The following is a 17,081-nucleotide window of genomic DNA, read 5'->3' as shown; positions in this document are numbered from 1 at the left end:
CTGATCTAAATCCTATCGAGAATAAGTGGGCACAGGCTAAATTTCTACGCCAAGGATGGATGGAAAATAATCTGCCTAAACTATTTCATGATATGGGCTGTATCGATTTTATATTAAACTGACTATAATAAGGCTGTTTAAGATGCTATTAGCACTGATAATAAATAATACCTACAATAAAAATAACCCATTAGGAGAACCCAATGAGTATCGACCTTCAAGCTGCCAAACAAAACCTACTAACACTTAAAGAAGAATATGAGACTCGTATCGATAAAATTGAAGATCATATCCAAAACCCGCAAGACGACCTCAATGAGCATTGGGAAGACCAAGCCATCTCTTATCGTCAAAACGACATGCGTACAAATTTAATGGTTGAAGCCCGTCAAAGTTTGATCTATGTCGAAAATGCGCTAAGTCGTATTGAGAACGGGACTTATGGTAAATGTGAAGTCTGCGGTGAGCAAATTGAAGAACAGCGCTTACAAGCATTGCCTTACGCTAACCTATGTATGGAACATGCTGAATAACGACTCATTTTTACTCTAAGACAGCCATTCCAAATTAAAGTTCTAGTGATCAAGTAGGCATTTTCCATTGAGAGAATGCCTGCTGCCACTGTTGACAGCGCACAGCGATTTGATCCACGGGCAAATCCATAATATCCCCAACGACCGCCACGTAAGTAATGGGCAAACCTGCCAGCTCGGTGACATTTTCTGCCGTCAAGCCACCGATGACACATATCGCTATATTTTGCTGACAGCCATCTATAAGCTGCTGGCGCGAGATAATATTGGCGTTAGGTTTTGTATTTGAGGTAAAAATCGCACCCATAGCGGCATAGCTTACGCCCTCGTTTTTTGCTTCTTCAACCAATTCCACCTTGCCATGACAAGTGCGTCCGATCATTTGGTTTGCATGTAGTTCGTGCTTAGCATCGGCAACTTCGCCATCTTGTTGACCCAAATGCACACCAACGCCGAGCTTGGCAGCCAGTTTAATATTGTCATTGATGACGACTGGTACGTTGTACGCTTTCGCCAACTCAACTATTTGTCTAGCCTCTTCGTATAGACGAGACTCACCATCAGGTAGCGCCAATATCTGCTTGCGACGAATTTGTAACAGCGCAATGAATCCTGTTGCTAGTGCTGCTTCTAATTTGCGATACAGCAGCGCAAACTCATCGTCATTGGTCAGTAAATATAGCTTTGGCGTTGATATAACAGTCGGTGTTTGAGTCATATTATTTTTCCTAGAGTGTGTCCTCATTTTAAAAATGGAGATAAAAATGAGATAATTTTTTAGCCCATGTATAAGTCCATTGGTTAAATTGAAGACACACCTTAAATTCAACACAATAAAAAGGCTGTTATATCGAATAACAGCCTTTTTATAAATGCTAAAACAGTAAAGTTATACCGTGCGGCGTGTCGCTAAACTGTTTAGAATATTTTTGGCATCACCCCAACGTGTGGCTGAGCTGTTCGCTCCTAAGATGACAATAATTGCTGGGCGGTTATTCACACGCGTTTCCATGACCACACAACGACCAGCTTCATTGATAAAACCTGTTTTTGAGATACCAATTGGATAATCACCGGCACGAACCAAGCTACTGGTGTTATTGGCTTTATAAGTACGGTTACCACTTGAGTAGTTAGAAACATAAAAGTCATAGCTCTTGGTGGTCGAGAAACGACGAATCACGTCATAGTTACCCGCCGCGCGAACCATTTTAACCAAGTCATTTGATGAAGCGACGTTGCGCTTATCAAGACCCGTTGGATCACCAAAGAAAGCCGTGGTCATACCCAAATCTTGGGCTTTACGATTCATGGCACGTATAAAGGCGGTATAGCCACCTGGATAATTACGCGCTAAACTCTTTGCTGCTGGGTTTTCTGATTTCATCAATGCCATGAGCAACATCTCGGCACGATTCAAACGATCGCCTGATTTAAGGTTAGAGCTGGCACGCTTAGGGCCGACGAAATCTTCTGGATCGAGTGTGAGCTCTTCACGCATATCGAGACCGGCGTCCAATACGACCATGGCCGTCATCACTTTAGAGATACTGGCCATTGGACGCGCAATGTCAGCATCTTTTTCATAAATAGATTCGCCCGTTTCAGCATCGATGACCGCAACACTACGCGAATCAGTGCTGATCGGTATCATGTTACTGCTACCAAATGAGCCACGATACGTTGTATTGTAGCTATTACTGCTATTGTAACTGTTATTACTACTACCGAAGCTATTGGCGTTGGTGATACTGGTCGTACCATTGCCACTATCAACTTTCTTGATAGCTGAGCCTTTGGATTTGTACATAATATTGCGTGCTTCAGACAAACTATCGGCACCGCCCCAACTCATGCGAGCACTAGAGCTAGTGTCAGCGCTACCATTAATAGTAAGTGCGGCTTGTGCAACACTGCCCAAACTCAATGAAATCATAGCAGCGATTAATTGCTGTTTGGTTAATGGTAGTTGCTTCATTATGCCTCCTGCTGTCACGATGCTGTTAATTAGAGAATCAGTTACATACTAACCAATAGCAACAACGTACGTAGCGTTTATGAATGGGTTTATAAGTACTCGTATAGAGTTTTTGTATTTTTAGTGTATCATGGTTTGCATTTAAGTTTAATGTATCAAGCTGATTTAATAATTTATTTTGGTGTAATTCAAATTTTACTACAACCACTTTATATTACAGAAACATTGACTCACATTGCAGCAATATATCTTAACTTTGAACACTGTAATTATTCGTTTTTTGTTATATTAAACAATGCTATCTATCTAAAAGATTAGCAATATTTTATTTTTTTCAAAAACTAAAAAAACGACTCTAATGATTTTATTTTTTGTCATTTAGCGTCAGTAAAAGCCTTCATTCTGACAAACAACAAAGAGTATCGTTATGATTAAAGTACTGGTAGTAGATGATCATGATTTGGTGAGAATGGGTATTAGCCGCATGTTGTCAGATAGTATCGATATCGAAGTAATCGGCGAAGCGGACAGCGGTGACATGGCCATCAAATTGGCCAAACAATTACGCCCTGATGTGGTTTTGCTTGATGTCAATATGCCTAATATTGGTGGGCTTGAAGCAACCAAACGCTTAATTCAGCTGGATATGGGTATCAAAATATTGGCCGTCAGTAGTATGTCAGCGCAGCCGTATCCTTCGATGCTTATCAAAGCTGGCGTCAATGGCTATATTACGAAGGGCACGCCGCTCGATGAGATGATTCGCGCTGTCAAAAAAATCTATCAAGGTGGTCGTTATTTTAGCCAAGATGTCGCTGAGCAACTGGCTGATGTTTTGCTGTCAGATAATGCCAACTCACCTTTTGACTTACTGAGTGATCGCGAAAAACAGGTGGCAATGATGGTCGTTAACTGTCAAAGCCCGCAGCAAATCGCTGATCAGCTATTTGTGAGTGTCAAAACCATCAACACTTACCGCTATCGTATTTATGAGAAAGTTGGGGTTGATAGCGATGTGAAGTTAACACATTTGGCCATTCGTCATGGTCTAATTCAGCCATAACTCATTAGGGCATGTCCTCAGTTCAATTGATGGACATCTACATGAGCTGAAAATGGCTAAATTTTATCAAGTATCGTCAAATATCCTGATATTAATGGCGATATCTTCCTTGTTTGATTGTAATTTATCTCATTTTATCTCTATTTTAAAATGAAGATACACCCTAGCAACTGTTCCCTTATTGCGGTCAATCTATGAAGCCTGCTACTAATATCGTCTCTGCTGTTACTCACTATTTGCATCGTGATGACACGCTATCTCCACCTCAATTGCGCAGGTTGGGGCTTATTTATAGCAGTTACCGCTTTGCTGTTAGTCTGTTTTCTCTACTGATGGTGTATATCACCGCTCACTCTGACAACAGCCTCTCTCTACCAAGCTTTTTACAACAAACAACGCTTAGCTTTTATTTCCTGCTTAGCCTTATTTTACTTGGCTTATTTTATGTCGTTAATCAGCAAATGCGGCGGCAGTTAGCCTTTGGTTTAGTATTAGACGTCATTATATTAAGCTTATTACTATATACAGCGGGTGCGCCTGATTTACAGTTGACCATGTTGTATATGGTGGTCGTCGCAGCGAGTTTTATGTTGCTACACGGCTCACAAGCCTTAATTATTACTCTACTCGCTATTATTTTTGTCATTTATCAGCAATTCTTTTATGCCATTGTCAATAGCATGAGCTTAGCAAATTTAGGGGACGCATTGCTCATGTCAGCCAGCTTTTTAGCGGTTGGTGGTTTGAGCTGGTCAATTTCACAGCGTTTGGTACAACTTGAAAAAGTAGCAGCGAGTCATGCTAAAGAAGTTGATCGATTAAACGTCATCAACCAAGAAGTCATCACGCAAATGGTTAATGGTGTCATCGTCATCGATAAACAGCATATCGTTTTGGCAAACCTTGCCGCTCACCAATTACTTAGCCTTTCGCACACCCCTTCCGTATCATTGTACAACACCTCTATTGATACAAAAGATACTCGGAACAATACTCGCAGTGCACTCTTGTCTAACTTCCAGCAGCAGCTTGGTCAACAACACACGCAGCTATTTAAAGCCTGTTTGTCAGTAGCGGCAGGCCAATCACGCACCTTTATTTATGATTTGCCTACAGTCGCAAACGCTTCCATATTCGGTAAACTGCGCGTACAAATTATTCCATTAAAAGATGACAGTAAATTGATAATGTTAGAGGATTTACGCCGCGAACAAGCCAGTGCCCAACAATTGAAACTGGCTTCTTTAGGGCAATTGACGGCGAGCATCGCCCATGAAATAAGGAATCCTTTGGCAGCGATATCACAAGCCAGCCAATTATTAATGGAAGATGTTATAGAAGCCAATCTAGAAGTCGATACAGTAGATAATACGATAACGGCGACTATCTCAAATGACGATATGGCAGCGAATCATGAGCTTTATCAAATGATATTTTCACAAACAAAACGTGTGAATCGTATTATCGAAGATGTACTAAAATTGTCTCGTCAGCAAACCGCAAACCAGCAATCGATTATACTGGCAGACTGGATGCCAACATTTTTAGAGAACTACTTTCAAGGACACGATGTTTTTCTACACGTAAAAACACAACCGACCATATCATTCGACACACATCAACTAGAGCAAGTCTTAATCAATTTAATTAACAATGGCTTGCGCTACAGTAGCTACGCCCACCCTCATGCCTATGTGGAAATCGAGATTTATTGTGCGGATAACGATGTTATAATTGATATCTTGGATGCTGGTCGCGGGGTTAGCACCAAAGACTTAGAATATTTGTTTAATCCATTTTTTACGACAGATCAAGCAGGGACAGGCTTGGGACTGTATCTATCACAAGCTTTTTGTGAGGCCAACCAAACTCGTTTGCTTTATATTCCTGAACATGAGAAAACCTGTTTTCGCTTGATAGCACCTGCTATTGGCGCTGATACTTATGTAAATAAAACTGAACATAATGTTAATACCACTATTTTATAAATATTAACGTTACCAAGTATTAACATTACATAGAATACTTTGCCACTAAGGCCTCTTGGTTTTTAACATTTTATAGCTATTGAATACGATGAGATGATGTATGACAACAACCGCGCTAGTCGTTGATGACGAAGTGGATCTGTGCCGATTGATGCAAATTACTTTGACCAAAATGGGCATTAAAAGTGATGTAGCATATACTCTGTCACAAGCAAGATCATACTGGCAAGACAATGATTACGATTTTTGTCTGACCGATTTAAAGCTGCCTGATGGGTCAGGACTAGAGTTGGTAAAAGAAATTAGCAATAGCTCTAGTACACCCATTGCCGTGATTACTGCTCACGGCAGTATGGATCTCGCCATTGAAGCATTGAAGCTTGGTGCTTTTGACTTTGTGAATAAACCTCTTGAGTTACCGCGCCTACGTCAACTGGTGGAAAATGCTTTAAGAGTTATTCATCAAGACAATGAAGCAAAAGCCACAGCCGAATGCTCACCTGAACAAAAACTGCTGGACAGTAGGCTCATTGGTCATTCTGCGGTGATGCACCCACTGAAAAATACTATTTTAAAATTGGCACGCTCACAAGCACCTGTATTTTTGTCAGGCGCTTCGGGTACTGGTAAAGAAGTGGTTGCCCGATTGATTCATGATTTAAGCCCACGCCGTGATGGTAGCTTTGTACCAGTAAACTGTGGAGCAATACCATCAGAGCTAATGGAGTCAGAGTTCTTTGGTCATAAAAAAGGCAGCTTTACGGGAGCTGTCGCTGACAAGCAAGGGCTGTTTCAGCAAGCCAATGGCGGCACGTTATTTTTAGACGAAGTGGCTGATTTGCCTTTAGCCATGCAGGTAAAACTACTGCGCGCCATTCAAGAAAAAACGGTGAGAGCCATTGGTGATACCAAAGAGGTTCCCGTAGATATTCGTATCTTGTCCGCCACCCACAAAAATTTAAACCAATTGGTGCAAGACGGTGCGTTTCGACAAGATTTGTACTACCGTATCAATGTGATTGAGTTAAAACTGCCAACGCTCAATGCACGTCGTGATGATATCCCTGTATTAGCCAAGCACTTTTTAGCATTAATTGCTGATGAATGGCAGTTAGAGAACCCACCGATACTCACTGTTGAGGCATGCGAACGTTTGCAAGATCATAACTTTGCGGGCAATGTTCGTGAACTGCGTAACGTCCTTGAACGTGCAGTAACCCTAGCAGAGACACCGCACATTGACATCAGCCACTTGGGTTTGCCTGATATGGATATAACCCATCACCGCGCAGTCTCTCAAGATCAGAAGAGTGAGCCTGCGGTTGTCAATAATACTCAACATTCTGAGCGTCAAACAAACAACCAAATGGTCGCTCAATCGATAGAAGATAGAGAAAAAGTCATTCAATCTATGGATGAGACTATAGCGCCACAGGCCAAGCAAGCGACGTCCAACTTGCATCCTTATCGTACTAACGCTCAGCACTACCCTTCTATGATACAGCGTTCAGAAAGCCATCATGCACAAAACCCCAACCATACAGCCCGTCACAATCACGAAGAATCTGTCACCCATCGATCTATTGTGCAAGGAAGTGATGAAAAAGCAATTCTAAGCAAATTAAAGGATGGTCAGTTGCCCTCTCAAGGGTTAGAACACTACCTACAAGAACAAGAAAGACAGTTGATTATTACCGCGCTAAAACAAACGGCTTGGAATAAAACGCAAGCAGCTGAACTACTAGGCACCACTTTTCGCTCGTTACGCTATCGCATGAAAAAACTAGAGATAGCTGAGGATCAATTCGAGCCATAGCATTTGCCATTTTTGAATAATGACAAATGATATTTTAACGTTAATACATCGCAATAGCCTATCTTTAAGCGAGCTTTACTGAACCCTATTGCCTGCCACTGCTTTATCGACTTTGGCAGGTTTTCGGACAAAACGAATGCCCGAATCAAGTGCTTTTGTTTTTAGTAAAGCGAGCGCTTGCTGCTCCCATGTACTTTCATTTCCTGACAAGGTCATATCAGGCTCTACCCCGATTCCGTCGATCTTATTGCCTGACGCTGTCATATAGTTGGCGACGGTGAGTTTGACAGCCTGCTCATCATTCAGTGGGATGACTGACTGTACCGACCCTTTACCATAGCTGACTTCACCAACGATTGTGGCACGTTTTTGTGCTTGTAAGCTGCTAGCAAGCACCTCTGCCGCTGACGCCGAATAGCGATTTTGCAGCACCACCACTGGCAATGATTCAAGTATCGCTAGACCTTGAGTGGATAGCGTACGCGTGTCACTTTGACGACCCTTTACTTGTACCACATCAGTGTCGCTCATAAACAAACTGGCCACGCTCACCGCCGACGTGAGCACCCCGCCTGGATTATCACGTATATCTAGCAAGATACCTGTGATAGGTGCGTCTAGATCTATCAAGCCTTCCAAGAGTTTTTCACGGCTATTATTTTGAAAGGCAGGTAACTTAATAACAGCAACACCGTCAATGAGACTTGCCTCGACCGTTTGAGGGTGGCTGTTATTACGCTGCAAGGTCGTAGTATGTTTGCGGCGACCAGCTTTTGAGGTGACAACATCTACTTGCGTACCCGCAATCCCTGTCAAAAGTTGCTCGATATCGTTACTTTCTTTATCTTCATCAAGCTTGAAATCACCGACTTGATGTAAATAATCGCCAACCGCAATGCCCTTTTTATCTGCAGGCGATGCGTCAATAACCTCTGTAATCACCCAATAGCCATCTGTAGGCTGATAATTGACTTTGATACCGACGTCACCCACATCACCTTCGGTAAAGGCACGCAGATTTTCATAAGCCTCAGCATCTAAAAATTCAGCATGACTATCTAGCTTAGTCAACATACCACTCAACGCATTATTGAACAGCTCTTCATCGTTGACCGCATCTACATATTCACGGCGTACCAAATCCACTACCGCAACAAACGTCTTGAGCGTTTCTGGAGAAATGGCATTCAATGATACTTGCGCAACCTCAGGTGGAATACTGACATCGATCTCATTCGTATCATCGGTCAAGGCACTCTCATCTGCGACACTGTCTATCGAATCGTCAACTTGGTCGGCCGACTCAAGCATATCAGCGACATCTGATAAATTATTAGTGTCATCTTCTGTGGCTATCTCATCGGTATTTAAGCTAATCAGTTGTAGACTGGCGGTGGGATTATTGATGGTCGCATTAGCTGGTGACCTCGCTGCTTGTGCGTACATACTAGCAGTGCTGAGCCCAAGCAGACCTATCATCAATGCAGCTTTAAAAATAGTCGGCGCAGTGAATATCTTCATTGCTTGTTTGCCCAATCGCTTCGTCACTGGTAAGCGCATAAAATAAATAGAACGCATAAGAGAACTCGTTTAATAATAGAATTATTTTTATAGATATATGGATGAATATTTATCTCATAAGATAGCATCAAGAGCCAGTCTAAGACTAGGAGAGTATTGCAAGTAACATTCACGACAACTAATATGATTTCATCAAATGATGAGTAGCGGTGTCAATTTTTTTTAGCAGGCGAAATATCATGCTTGCCCTTATTTTTCTCACTATTCAAACATTTAAAGATAAATAAAGTCAGCCAAATATCTCTTTAAAAACAGATCAAAAAAAGGAGAGACAATAAATATCTCTCCCCTTTCTATTACTTCTAACAACGCTAGTAAGTTGTCAATATAATAGTATTAAATGCCTGACTTACACCGCTGGAACCAGTAAGCTTTCGCCCGTCATTTCAGCAGGCTGCTCAATATCCATCAGCGCCAAAATAGTCGGTGCGACATCGCTCAACTTACCACGACTACGTACTTGTAAGTTTTTCTCACCCACATAAATGAGTGGCACATGTTCAGTGGTATGTTGAGTATGTACTTGACCACTTTCGTAATCTTGCATCTGCTCACAGTTGCCATGATCTGCTGTGATAAGCATATCACCGCCAGCAGCGCGTACCGCTGACTCAATACGGCCAACACAGACATCTAGTGCCTCTACTGCTTTTACAGCCGCATCAAAAATCCCTGTATGACCTACCATATCACCATTGGCATAGTTGACAATTAACACGTCATATTTGCCTGATTCAATGGCAGCCACTAATTTATCGGTCACTTCAGGCGCACTCATCTCTGGTTTCAGATCATAAGTCGCCACATCTGGAGAGGGTACGAGAATACGTGTCTCGCCCTCATACTCTTCTTCACGACCACCGCTAAAGAAAAACGTCACATGCGCGTATTTTTCAGTTTCAGCGATACGCAGCTGAGTTTTACCATTGTCTTGCAAATACTCGCCAAGTGTATTGGTCAACGACGTGGGATAATAAGCAACGCTAGTTTTGGGATTGTCTGCTAAAACGTCAGAATATTTGGTCAGCATCACAAATGCCGCAAGTTTTGGCTGCTTATTGCGGGCAAACCCTGAAAACTCATGATCTGGCAAGACAAAAGCTTGCGCCAGCTCACGGGCACGGTCAGCACGGAAGTTCATAAAGATAAGCGCGTCATTGTCATCAACGGTATATGGCACCTCATCACGGCCAATGACTACGGTCGGGTTGATAAATTCATCGGTTTCACGTGCCTTATAAGCAGCTTGTACTGCGCCATCTGCACGCGTAGACAGACGATCGGCTTTACCTTCAGTGATAAGCTCATAGGCTTTTTGCACGCGATCCCAGCGATTGTCACGATCCATTGCATAATAGCGCCCAATGATACTGGCAATCTGTACGCGGCCGCCTTCATAATGAGCATTAAGCTTATTGATATGATCCCGCAGACGATTAATATACTTATCTGCTGATTTAGGTGGGGTGTCGCGTCCATCCAAGAAGCAATGTACAAAGACATTTCTAGCGCCGTGCACTAACGCCGAGTGACACATCGCTTCTATGTGATCTTGATGCGAATGTACACCACCATCTGACAGCAAACCCATGATATGGACGTTACCACCCAACTCGTTCGCGGCTTTAACCGCCTTGACTAAGGCTTCGTTTTTATAAAACTCACGATTGGCCACTTCACTTGAGATACGAGTCGAATCTTGATACAGAACGCGACCCGCGCCTAAGTTCATGTGCCCAACTTCTGAATTGCCAAACTGCCCATCTGGCAAACCAACATCTTCTCCAGAAGCAGATATCAATCCATGCGGATATTGCTGATAAATCCTATCCAAATTTGGCATATTGGCGGCAGCAATCGCATTATCCTTATCGTCTTCACGATGCCCAAAACCATCTAATATCATTAAGACATGCGGCACTTTTTTATTTTGATCGCCATCCTGCTTGCTATTGAGCTGAGCCTGATTATCATCGATAAATGCTGATTGTTGCTGGGTATTGGTCATGGATTACCGCTCCTCAAGTGAATGAACGCCTATAATGCTATATTAGGATGTTTAAAGCCCTCTATATTAACACACATCTTAAAATAGCTGAAAAATCGTCATTTTACGCCCATTCTTAAGCGTTTAAAGCATACTTATTTAAAGCACATTTATACAGTAGAAAAGGCGGTTAAACTTAATAGCAATAATGCCACTCTCTAAATCTACGTATCAATCTGTAAATCATACTTGCAATCATTCAAACCATTCGTTAATATAATTATATTCTGAAGTGTTGGCTAGTAGATGTTTATTCCCTGAGCCGATAATGCTTTACCAGGATGTGGTACCTATTGCTTCATTGTGTATGCCTGCACCGCTTGCGGTGTATCAGGAAACCTGCAGAGGCAGTGACGCATCCGCCCTGAACTTCACGGTTCATGGGTCACCATCTTACAGCGGCACTTCGGTTGTTCTATTCGGTTAATTATTATTCTAATAATATTTGGTAGGTTTACTTATAATCCACCATTTCATAAAGACTTAGTAATAACCATTAAAAAGCCCCTTTTATCATTGATAAAAGGGGCTTTTCTTATGCTTGCCTATTAATTTAATTATTCGTCATTGGCAGATTTGGTGATTTTTTTCACATCCTTGGGAATGGTTTTTGCTGTCCCATCAATCGTTGTATGCTGTTTAAACCCATCACCAAACGGGTTTTGTTGTTGACCGAACGGATTTTGATTATTCATACCACCTGCGCCGCCGAATGGGTTTTGACCGCCCATGCCACCAAACGGATTTTGTCCGCCGCCCATCTGCTTGGCCATCATTTCCATCATTTTTTGCTGATTATTCATGACATAATTATTAGCAAAGTCTTTGAGCTTCTTTTGCACGGGTGGCAATATCACCAATAATGCGAGTAAATCGCTCAGCACACCTGGAATGAGTAGCAAAATACCAGCCGCTGCCATGGCCACACTTTTCATCATGGTTGATTCTTGCGGACGCATTGATGGGTTCATCATGCCACCTGCTTTCATCTGCTGTGCCATTGGATTGAGGGCAGCCATCCCTTTACGCAAGAGGGAAATACCAATGACTGCGGCGATAATAAACCACATAAATACCCACCAACCACTCATAAACTGAGCAAGCAAATACCAAAGTAGCATTTCGATAATAAACCAAACGATGGCAATACCAACTATCTGACCCATAAAGTGTCGTCCTATAAAATAAAATCTAAAAAATTAAGCGCCATGCAAATTAAGATGGCTAACATATGATGTATATGGGGATTGATTGCTATACTATCAAACTTAAGGCTGATTTTTAAGCCATATAGTCGGTACAATATAATTTGGATAAAAGGAAGATGAGTAAAAGTACTACGAGTAGTAGACTGAGCGAGTCTGACACCGTATCCAATTTATATAGTATTGAATATAAAATAAAATATAAGCAAGATGGGATATTATGGCAATTATTATTGGAATTGATCCTGGTTCGCGCATGACCGGTTATGGCATCGTCCAACAGACGGGCGACAAACTCACCTATATCGATGCAGGTACCATACGTACCGACACCAAAGAGATGCCTGAACGTCTAAAGCGCATCTTTAATGGCTTAACGCGCATCACACAGCATCATTTGAAATATGCTGATGAGCCTATCTATACGGCTATTGAGCAAGTGTTTATGGCAGAAAACCCTGACTCAGCGTTGAAACTTGGGCAAGCGCGAGGTGCTGCTATTGCCGCCATGGTTGCTCTAGATTTAGAAGTATCGGAATATACCGCGCGCCAGATTAAGCAAGCCGTTTGCGGTTATGGCGCAGCGGCAAAAGAGCAAGTGCAAGAGATGGTCTGCCGTATACTATCTTTGGATGTCGTGCCGCAACAAGATGCCGCCGATGGTCTTGCCTGCGCCATCTGTCATGCGCATTCAAGCCATTCCATGAATAAATTAATATTAAACAGTGCCATGCGTGGGCGCGGTGCGTCTAAGAAAAAAGGTCGCTGGCGTTTAACAGAAGAAGATCTGGGGAACTTGCGTTAAGAACGCTTATAACACAAGCATAAAAAACACGCGTTCGAATGCCGCGTGTTTTTCGAACTGTCTAAGTTATTTACACTATCGTTTTGCTATAAAATCGCTTTACTATAAAAATGCAACGGCTTAAACCGACTACTCTGCGACGGCACTTTCAATCACTGCATCCAACACATAAGCATATTCTTCGCCTTCTGTACTATTGCTATCGTCACTGTCTAATGGGTAGCGCTGTAGACGTAATACTTCATCATGCATGCCATCATGCTGATAGCCATCGATTTCACCCGTAAAGACTGCCCACTTGCCTTCGCTCGTTTTAATACCTTGGTCATCATAGGTAATGGGTTTCACTTGTAGACACATCTCTAAGCCATTATCGGTGCAAGGTATCATTTTCGAGCTTACTGCCCAGAATACGGTCTCACCTTTACTATTATACTTGGCTTGTGAGGTAAGCCTACCTTGCCAAACCAACGTTGCTCCATCACTGGTGACTTGGGTTAATATTGGCTTATCACCCTTGAGACTATCATCCTGAGAGTTGTTGTCTTTAACGTCGCCATCTTTGGCACTGTTAGCTTTCATTAATGTTAACTGGCTTTCACCTTGCATCAGCTGACTTAAACTATTTTCAGCCTTATCAAGCTCGCCACAAGACATTTTCGTACTCATACCCTCTTCAACAGTCAAAGTATGACCTTGCAATTGGTAACCGGCGCTCATGGTATTACAACCAACGCTATAACTTAACGTATTCTCACCTTGGTATTGATTAAAAGACAAACGCACTTGGTCTTTAATATCCGTCAGCATGTTTAATGGCTGTGCGCCTTTGTCCATTACAGACATCAATGTCCAACGATAACGTGAAAGATTGGAAATCATTTTCTCTTCATCGCTCATCTTATCCATCTGAGTATCATCCGTTACTGCATCAGCATTCATATCTATGCCATCATCATTTATTGCATCAGCGCTTGTCTGATTACCTTCTTGTACGTCACTTTCATTGGGTAAAGAAGCATCTTGGCAAGCATTTAATGCCAAGCTTAGTGCCAACAAACTTGGTAGTAAAGTGAATCGAATTGGCCGTTTTTTAACAGATGAGGTCATAGCAGTTATACCTTGTGGTTATCCCTTTTTTAAGTCAAAGTATTTAAAAAATCAGGTTAAATATTTAACAATAAGGGGCTGATGATATCCACTTAATTAAAGCGTCACAATTCACCACTATAGCGCCGTTGATTACTATGGTTGTAACAAAGTGTTTATTTTTATGAATTCATCGTAACTGCTATTTTAATATTTAAAAGTACCATAAAAAATCAATGGTCTCAGATAATTGAAAATTTCATCAATTATTCAAGACCATCAGTGATGTCGCATTTTTAATTTTTCGCGCTAGTCTTACTCGCTAGTCTTACTCGTTTGTATGAGCAATTTTGGCTTTTGCCATATTTTTAATACTGAAACGCTCATTCATCATTTGATAAAAACGCGCAAGATTTTCGCCCTGCTCATTCGGATTCACGTTAAGGACTTTACCAAAATCCAAACCGAGATATAAGACGATATCAGCAAAGCTTAATTGTTCACCGACCAAATACTCACGACCTTCTAAAATATTTTCAAAATAAGCAAGGGCTTTAACAGCTCGTGCAACAGATGGCGCGACAAACTCTGGGACTTGCTCAACGCGTTGGGCTTTGGACGGATGACTGTGCTGAAAAGCCAGCATAAAGTTATACAATACCTCAAACTCAGCAATGCGGCGCATAGCGCACACTTGCGCACGTTGTATTACATCATTACCCATCACCGAACGCTCACCATAGACACGGTCGAGATACTCACATACAGCCTGTGAATCATTAAGTACCGTGCCATCCCCTAGTACTAGAACTGGCACGGTCTGCATTGGATTTATTTTGGTGAACTCGTCTGACATTTGCTCATTGGCAGCAAAATCAATGTCAATCACGTCCACATCATCCATATCATCGACATCGATGCCTTTTGATGCTAACAAAATAAGGGCTTTACGTGGATTGGGTGCAGTACGGGTGACGTATAGTTTTTTCATGGCAAACTCCTTGTAAGATTGAACAAAAGCGATTCAACGCTATCTAGTTTTATTATGATTATCACGCTGTTGATGATAAATGAAGACTAACCATCATTTATACAACAGTTATATCCTACTCTGCTCATCATAGCAAAGCCTTATTAGGCTTGCTTTTTTGATCAGAGACTAAACAACAAAAAGCCCCACAACGTTACGTCATGAGGCTTCATTGCATTCATCCAATCATACTACTTATTTATTGGGTGCAGGCGTGGTACGTAAATAAGGCTTAATTTCTGTATAACCTTTAGGGTATTTAGCCGCAATATCTTCGTTTTTAACACTTGGTGGAATGATGACATCATCACCGTCTTTCCAGTCAACTGGTGTCGCAATATTATATTCATCAGACAGTTGCAGAGCATCAATGACACGGATAATCTCGTCAAAATTACGACCACAGCTCGCAGGATAAGTCAGCGTTAAGCGGATTTTTTTCTTTGGATCAATAATGAAGACACTGCGTACCGTATGCGTGCTATCTGCATTTGGATGCATCATATCATATAGCTCAGCGACTTCTTTGTTCGGATCAGCAATGATTGGAAAATTTAGCTCAGTACCTTGCGTCTCACCAATGTCTTTTGCCCACGCATGATGGTCATCGATACCATCAACAGAGATACAAATTGGCTTGACACCACGCTTTTGAAATTCGCCATTCAATGCCGCAGCACGACCAAGCTCAGTAGTACATACTGGCGTAAAATCAGCTGGATGGGAGAAAAAAACGACCCAATTATCGCCTGCCCACTCGTGGAAATTGATATTACCCTCTGTGGTTGCAGCGTCAAAATTCGGTGCGGTATCGCCTAAACGTAAATGTGCCATGCTTAATTCCTTAGCTATGTTAGTGATGAGCACTAATATCCAAAGATATTCGCGTGCTCTATTATTATCAACGTACTTTTTATTATCAACGTGCCCTATCAGATATTACACAATAACTCAAAGCACGTCAGTAAAAATTCTATTTTATCTTAGCAAACTGGTTATGACTGTCTTGTGAAAGATTGTAATGCGGTTATTCTGTTTATTACTAAGTAATCTAGCATAGACCTAACCAATGAATCAAATCACCATTCCAGAATCCCACAAACAAAAATCACCGAATTTACCTTTTTTACTGGTGCCACCTGCTGCACGCCCAGCATCTGTTAATGTAAGCTCTCCTTCTTGCTCTTGTAAATATCCCGCTGCAAGCAACTTATCATTTAACTCTTGTGTCTTAAAACCCAGCTCTTTGGCAAGCTTTGCTGTGGTCAGCTTAGAGTAATTAGGCGTTGCCGCTTCTATAGCAGTAGGTGCGACCGTTGTATTAGCATTATTGCTGGGCATTGTATGACTGGCAGTAGCAGTATTATCAGTCCTACCATCAGATTCGGTCACTTTTTCAAGCGACATGCGCACTTCATCGCTGATACGAATAATGCGCTGTGCCTCCTCATAAGTATCGGCATATAGTTTGGCATCTTCATTACGATAAATCAGCACACCCATTTCATTATTATTGACTTGGCTAAACTCATAAAGGTTCAAACTGGTAATAATGCATTCGTTTTCATTTAGATAGCACTTTGCATGCAAGTTTTTGCAAAAGCTGGTGCGAATAAAAGTCAGATTTTTGAGCCAGTTTATTTCTTCTGGGTGCAAATCATTCTTGCCATAAACGATTCTAATATCAATTTTGAGACGATTACGATCTTCTAGCAACTCTTTAATACGCTCATTCAGCTTTAGATAGGGACTGATGATAATCAACCTATCAGACGCACTTTTAATCAATTCTTCTAAATGGTAAGTCGTGCCACTGCTGTTTAAAAATTTTGCCATTATTCTTTCCTCAAATCTTACGATCAATCACTTTATAATCATGCACAAAAAAGCCCATCCCTAGCGTACTAGAAATGGGCAAGCTTGCAAACCACTATTGTTCAGTAGTT

14 protein-coding genes and 1 other RNA gene are annotated in these 17,081 nt (G+C 41.7%); 6 read left to right on the top strand and 9 right to left on the bottom strand.

All coding sequences use genetic code 11. From position 1 onward, the window contains the following. Positions 1-203 precede the first annotated feature (203 nt). A complete protein-coding gene (locus tag JMW94_RS12125; protein ID WP_201604579.1) occupies positions 204-533 on the top strand; it encodes a TraR/DksA family transcriptional regulator in 330 nt (109 codons plus the stop codon). A gap of 49 nt (positions 534-582) precedes the next feature. Here the strand turns inward: JMW94_RS12125 and JMW94_RS12120 are convergent, their stop codons facing one another. Together JMW94_RS12120 and JMW94_RS12115 are read right to left on the bottom strand one after the other, a co-directional pair. Next, complete coding sequence (locus tag JMW94_RS12120) at positions 583-1,251, bottom strand: thiamine phosphate synthase (RefSeq protein WP_201604578.1); 669 nt, start codon at positions 1,249-1,251, stop codon at positions 583-585. 171 nt (positions 1,252-1,422) lie between these two features. Continuing rightward, positions 1,423-2,511, bottom strand: a complete 1,089-nt coding sequence (locus JMW94_RS12115) for a serine hydrolase (protein WP_045451193.1) — start codon at positions 2,509-2,511, stop codon at positions 1,423-1,425. 427 nt (positions 2,512-2,938) lie between these two features. Between JMW94_RS12115 and JMW94_RS12110 the strand changes: the two genes are divergently transcribed. From JMW94_RS12110 to JMW94_RS12100, 3 genes are all read left to right on the top strand, one after another. Continuing rightward, positions 2,939-3,574, top strand: a complete 636-nt coding sequence (locus JMW94_RS12110) for a response regulator (RefSeq protein ID WP_055123802.1) — start codon at positions 2,939-2,941, stop codon at positions 3,572-3,574. Between the two features lie 194 nt (positions 3,575-3,768). Beyond that, positions 3,769-5,562, top strand: coding sequence for a sensor histidine kinase (locus JMW94_RS12105; RefSeq protein ID WP_201604577.1), 1,794 nt, complete (start codon positions 3,769-3,771; stop codon positions 5,560-5,562). Between the two features lie 100 nt (positions 5,563-5,662). After that, the gene (locus tag JMW94_RS12100) at positions 5,663-7,378 is read left to right on the top strand and encodes a sigma-54-dependent transcriptional regulator (protein ID WP_201604576.1); all 1,716 of its coding nucleotides are present in this window, start codon (positions 5,663-5,665) and stop codon (positions 7,376-7,378) included. Between the two features lie 75 nt (positions 7,379-7,453). On the opposite strand, the gene JMW94_RS12095 is transcribed toward JMW94_RS12100, so the two are convergent. After that, positions 7,454-8,956, bottom strand: coding sequence for a S41 family peptidase (locus tag JMW94_RS12095; protein ID WP_201604575.1), 1,503 nt, complete (start codon positions 8,954-8,956; stop codon positions 7,454-7,456). A 352-nt stretch (positions 8,957-9,308) separates the two neighbouring features. After that, complete coding sequence (gene gpmI / locus JMW94_RS12090; protein WP_201604574.1) at positions 9,309-10,967, bottom strand: 2,3-bisphosphoglycerate-independent phosphoglycerate mutase; 1,659 nt, start codon at positions 10,965-10,967, stop codon at positions 9,309-9,311. Between the two features lie 260 nt (positions 10,968-11,227). Between gpmI and ssrS the strand changes: the two genes are divergently transcribed. Continuing rightward, a non-coding RNA gene (gene ssrS / locus JMW94_RS12085) (6S RNA) lies at positions 11,228-11,423 on the top strand. Between the two features lie 140 nt (positions 11,424-11,563). Here the strand turns inward: ssrS and JMW94_RS12080 are convergent. Next, on the bottom strand, positions 11,564-12,172 hold the full coding sequence (locus JMW94_RS12080; protein WP_201604573.1) for an FxsA family protein: 609 nt from the start codon (positions 12,170-12,172) through the stop codon (positions 11,564-11,566). 259 nt (positions 12,173-12,431) lie between these two features. On the opposite strand from JMW94_RS12080, the gene ruvC reads away from it, so the two are divergent. Next, positions 12,432-13,016, top strand: coding sequence for a crossover junction endodeoxyribonuclease RuvC (ruvC, locus tag JMW94_RS12075; protein ID WP_045446965.1), 585 nt, complete (start codon positions 12,432-12,434; stop codon positions 13,014-13,016). Between the two features lie 129 nt (positions 13,017-13,145). Here the strand turns inward: ruvC and JMW94_RS12070 are convergent, their stop codons facing one another. The 4 genes from JMW94_RS12070 to JMW94_RS12055 all read right to left on the bottom strand — a co-directional run bounded on the left by JMW94_RS12070 (position 13,146) and on the right by JMW94_RS12055 (position 16,971). Further along, complete coding sequence (locus JMW94_RS12070; protein WP_201604572.1) at positions 13,146-14,126, bottom strand: META domain-containing protein; 981 nt, start codon at positions 14,124-14,126, stop codon at positions 13,146-13,148. A gap of 307 nt (positions 14,127-14,433) precedes the next feature. Beyond that, positions 14,434-15,096, bottom strand: coding sequence for a glutathione S-transferase family protein (locus tag JMW94_RS12065; protein ID WP_109589253.1), 663 nt, complete (start codon positions 15,094-15,096; stop codon positions 14,434-14,436). Between the two features lie 234 nt (positions 15,097-15,330). Continuing rightward, complete coding sequence (locus JMW94_RS12060) at positions 15,331-15,969, bottom strand: peroxiredoxin (protein WP_201604571.1); 639 nt, start codon at positions 15,967-15,969, stop codon at positions 15,331-15,333. A gap of 240 nt (positions 15,970-16,209) precedes the next feature. Then, positions 16,210-16,971, bottom strand: coding sequence for a phospholipase D family protein (locus JMW94_RS12055; protein ID WP_201604570.1), 762 nt, complete (start codon positions 16,969-16,971; stop codon positions 16,210-16,212). Between the last annotated feature and the right edge of the window lie 110 nt (positions 16,972-17,081).

The organism is Psychrobacter immobilis, assembly GCF_904846185.1.
Taxonomy (GTDB): Bacteria; Pseudomonadota; Gammaproteobacteria; order Pseudomonadales; family Moraxellaceae; genus Psychrobacter; species Psychrobacter immobilis_B.
Note: the sequence above shows the minus strand (reverse complement) of the source record. Positions and strands in the feature narration are given on the sequence as shown.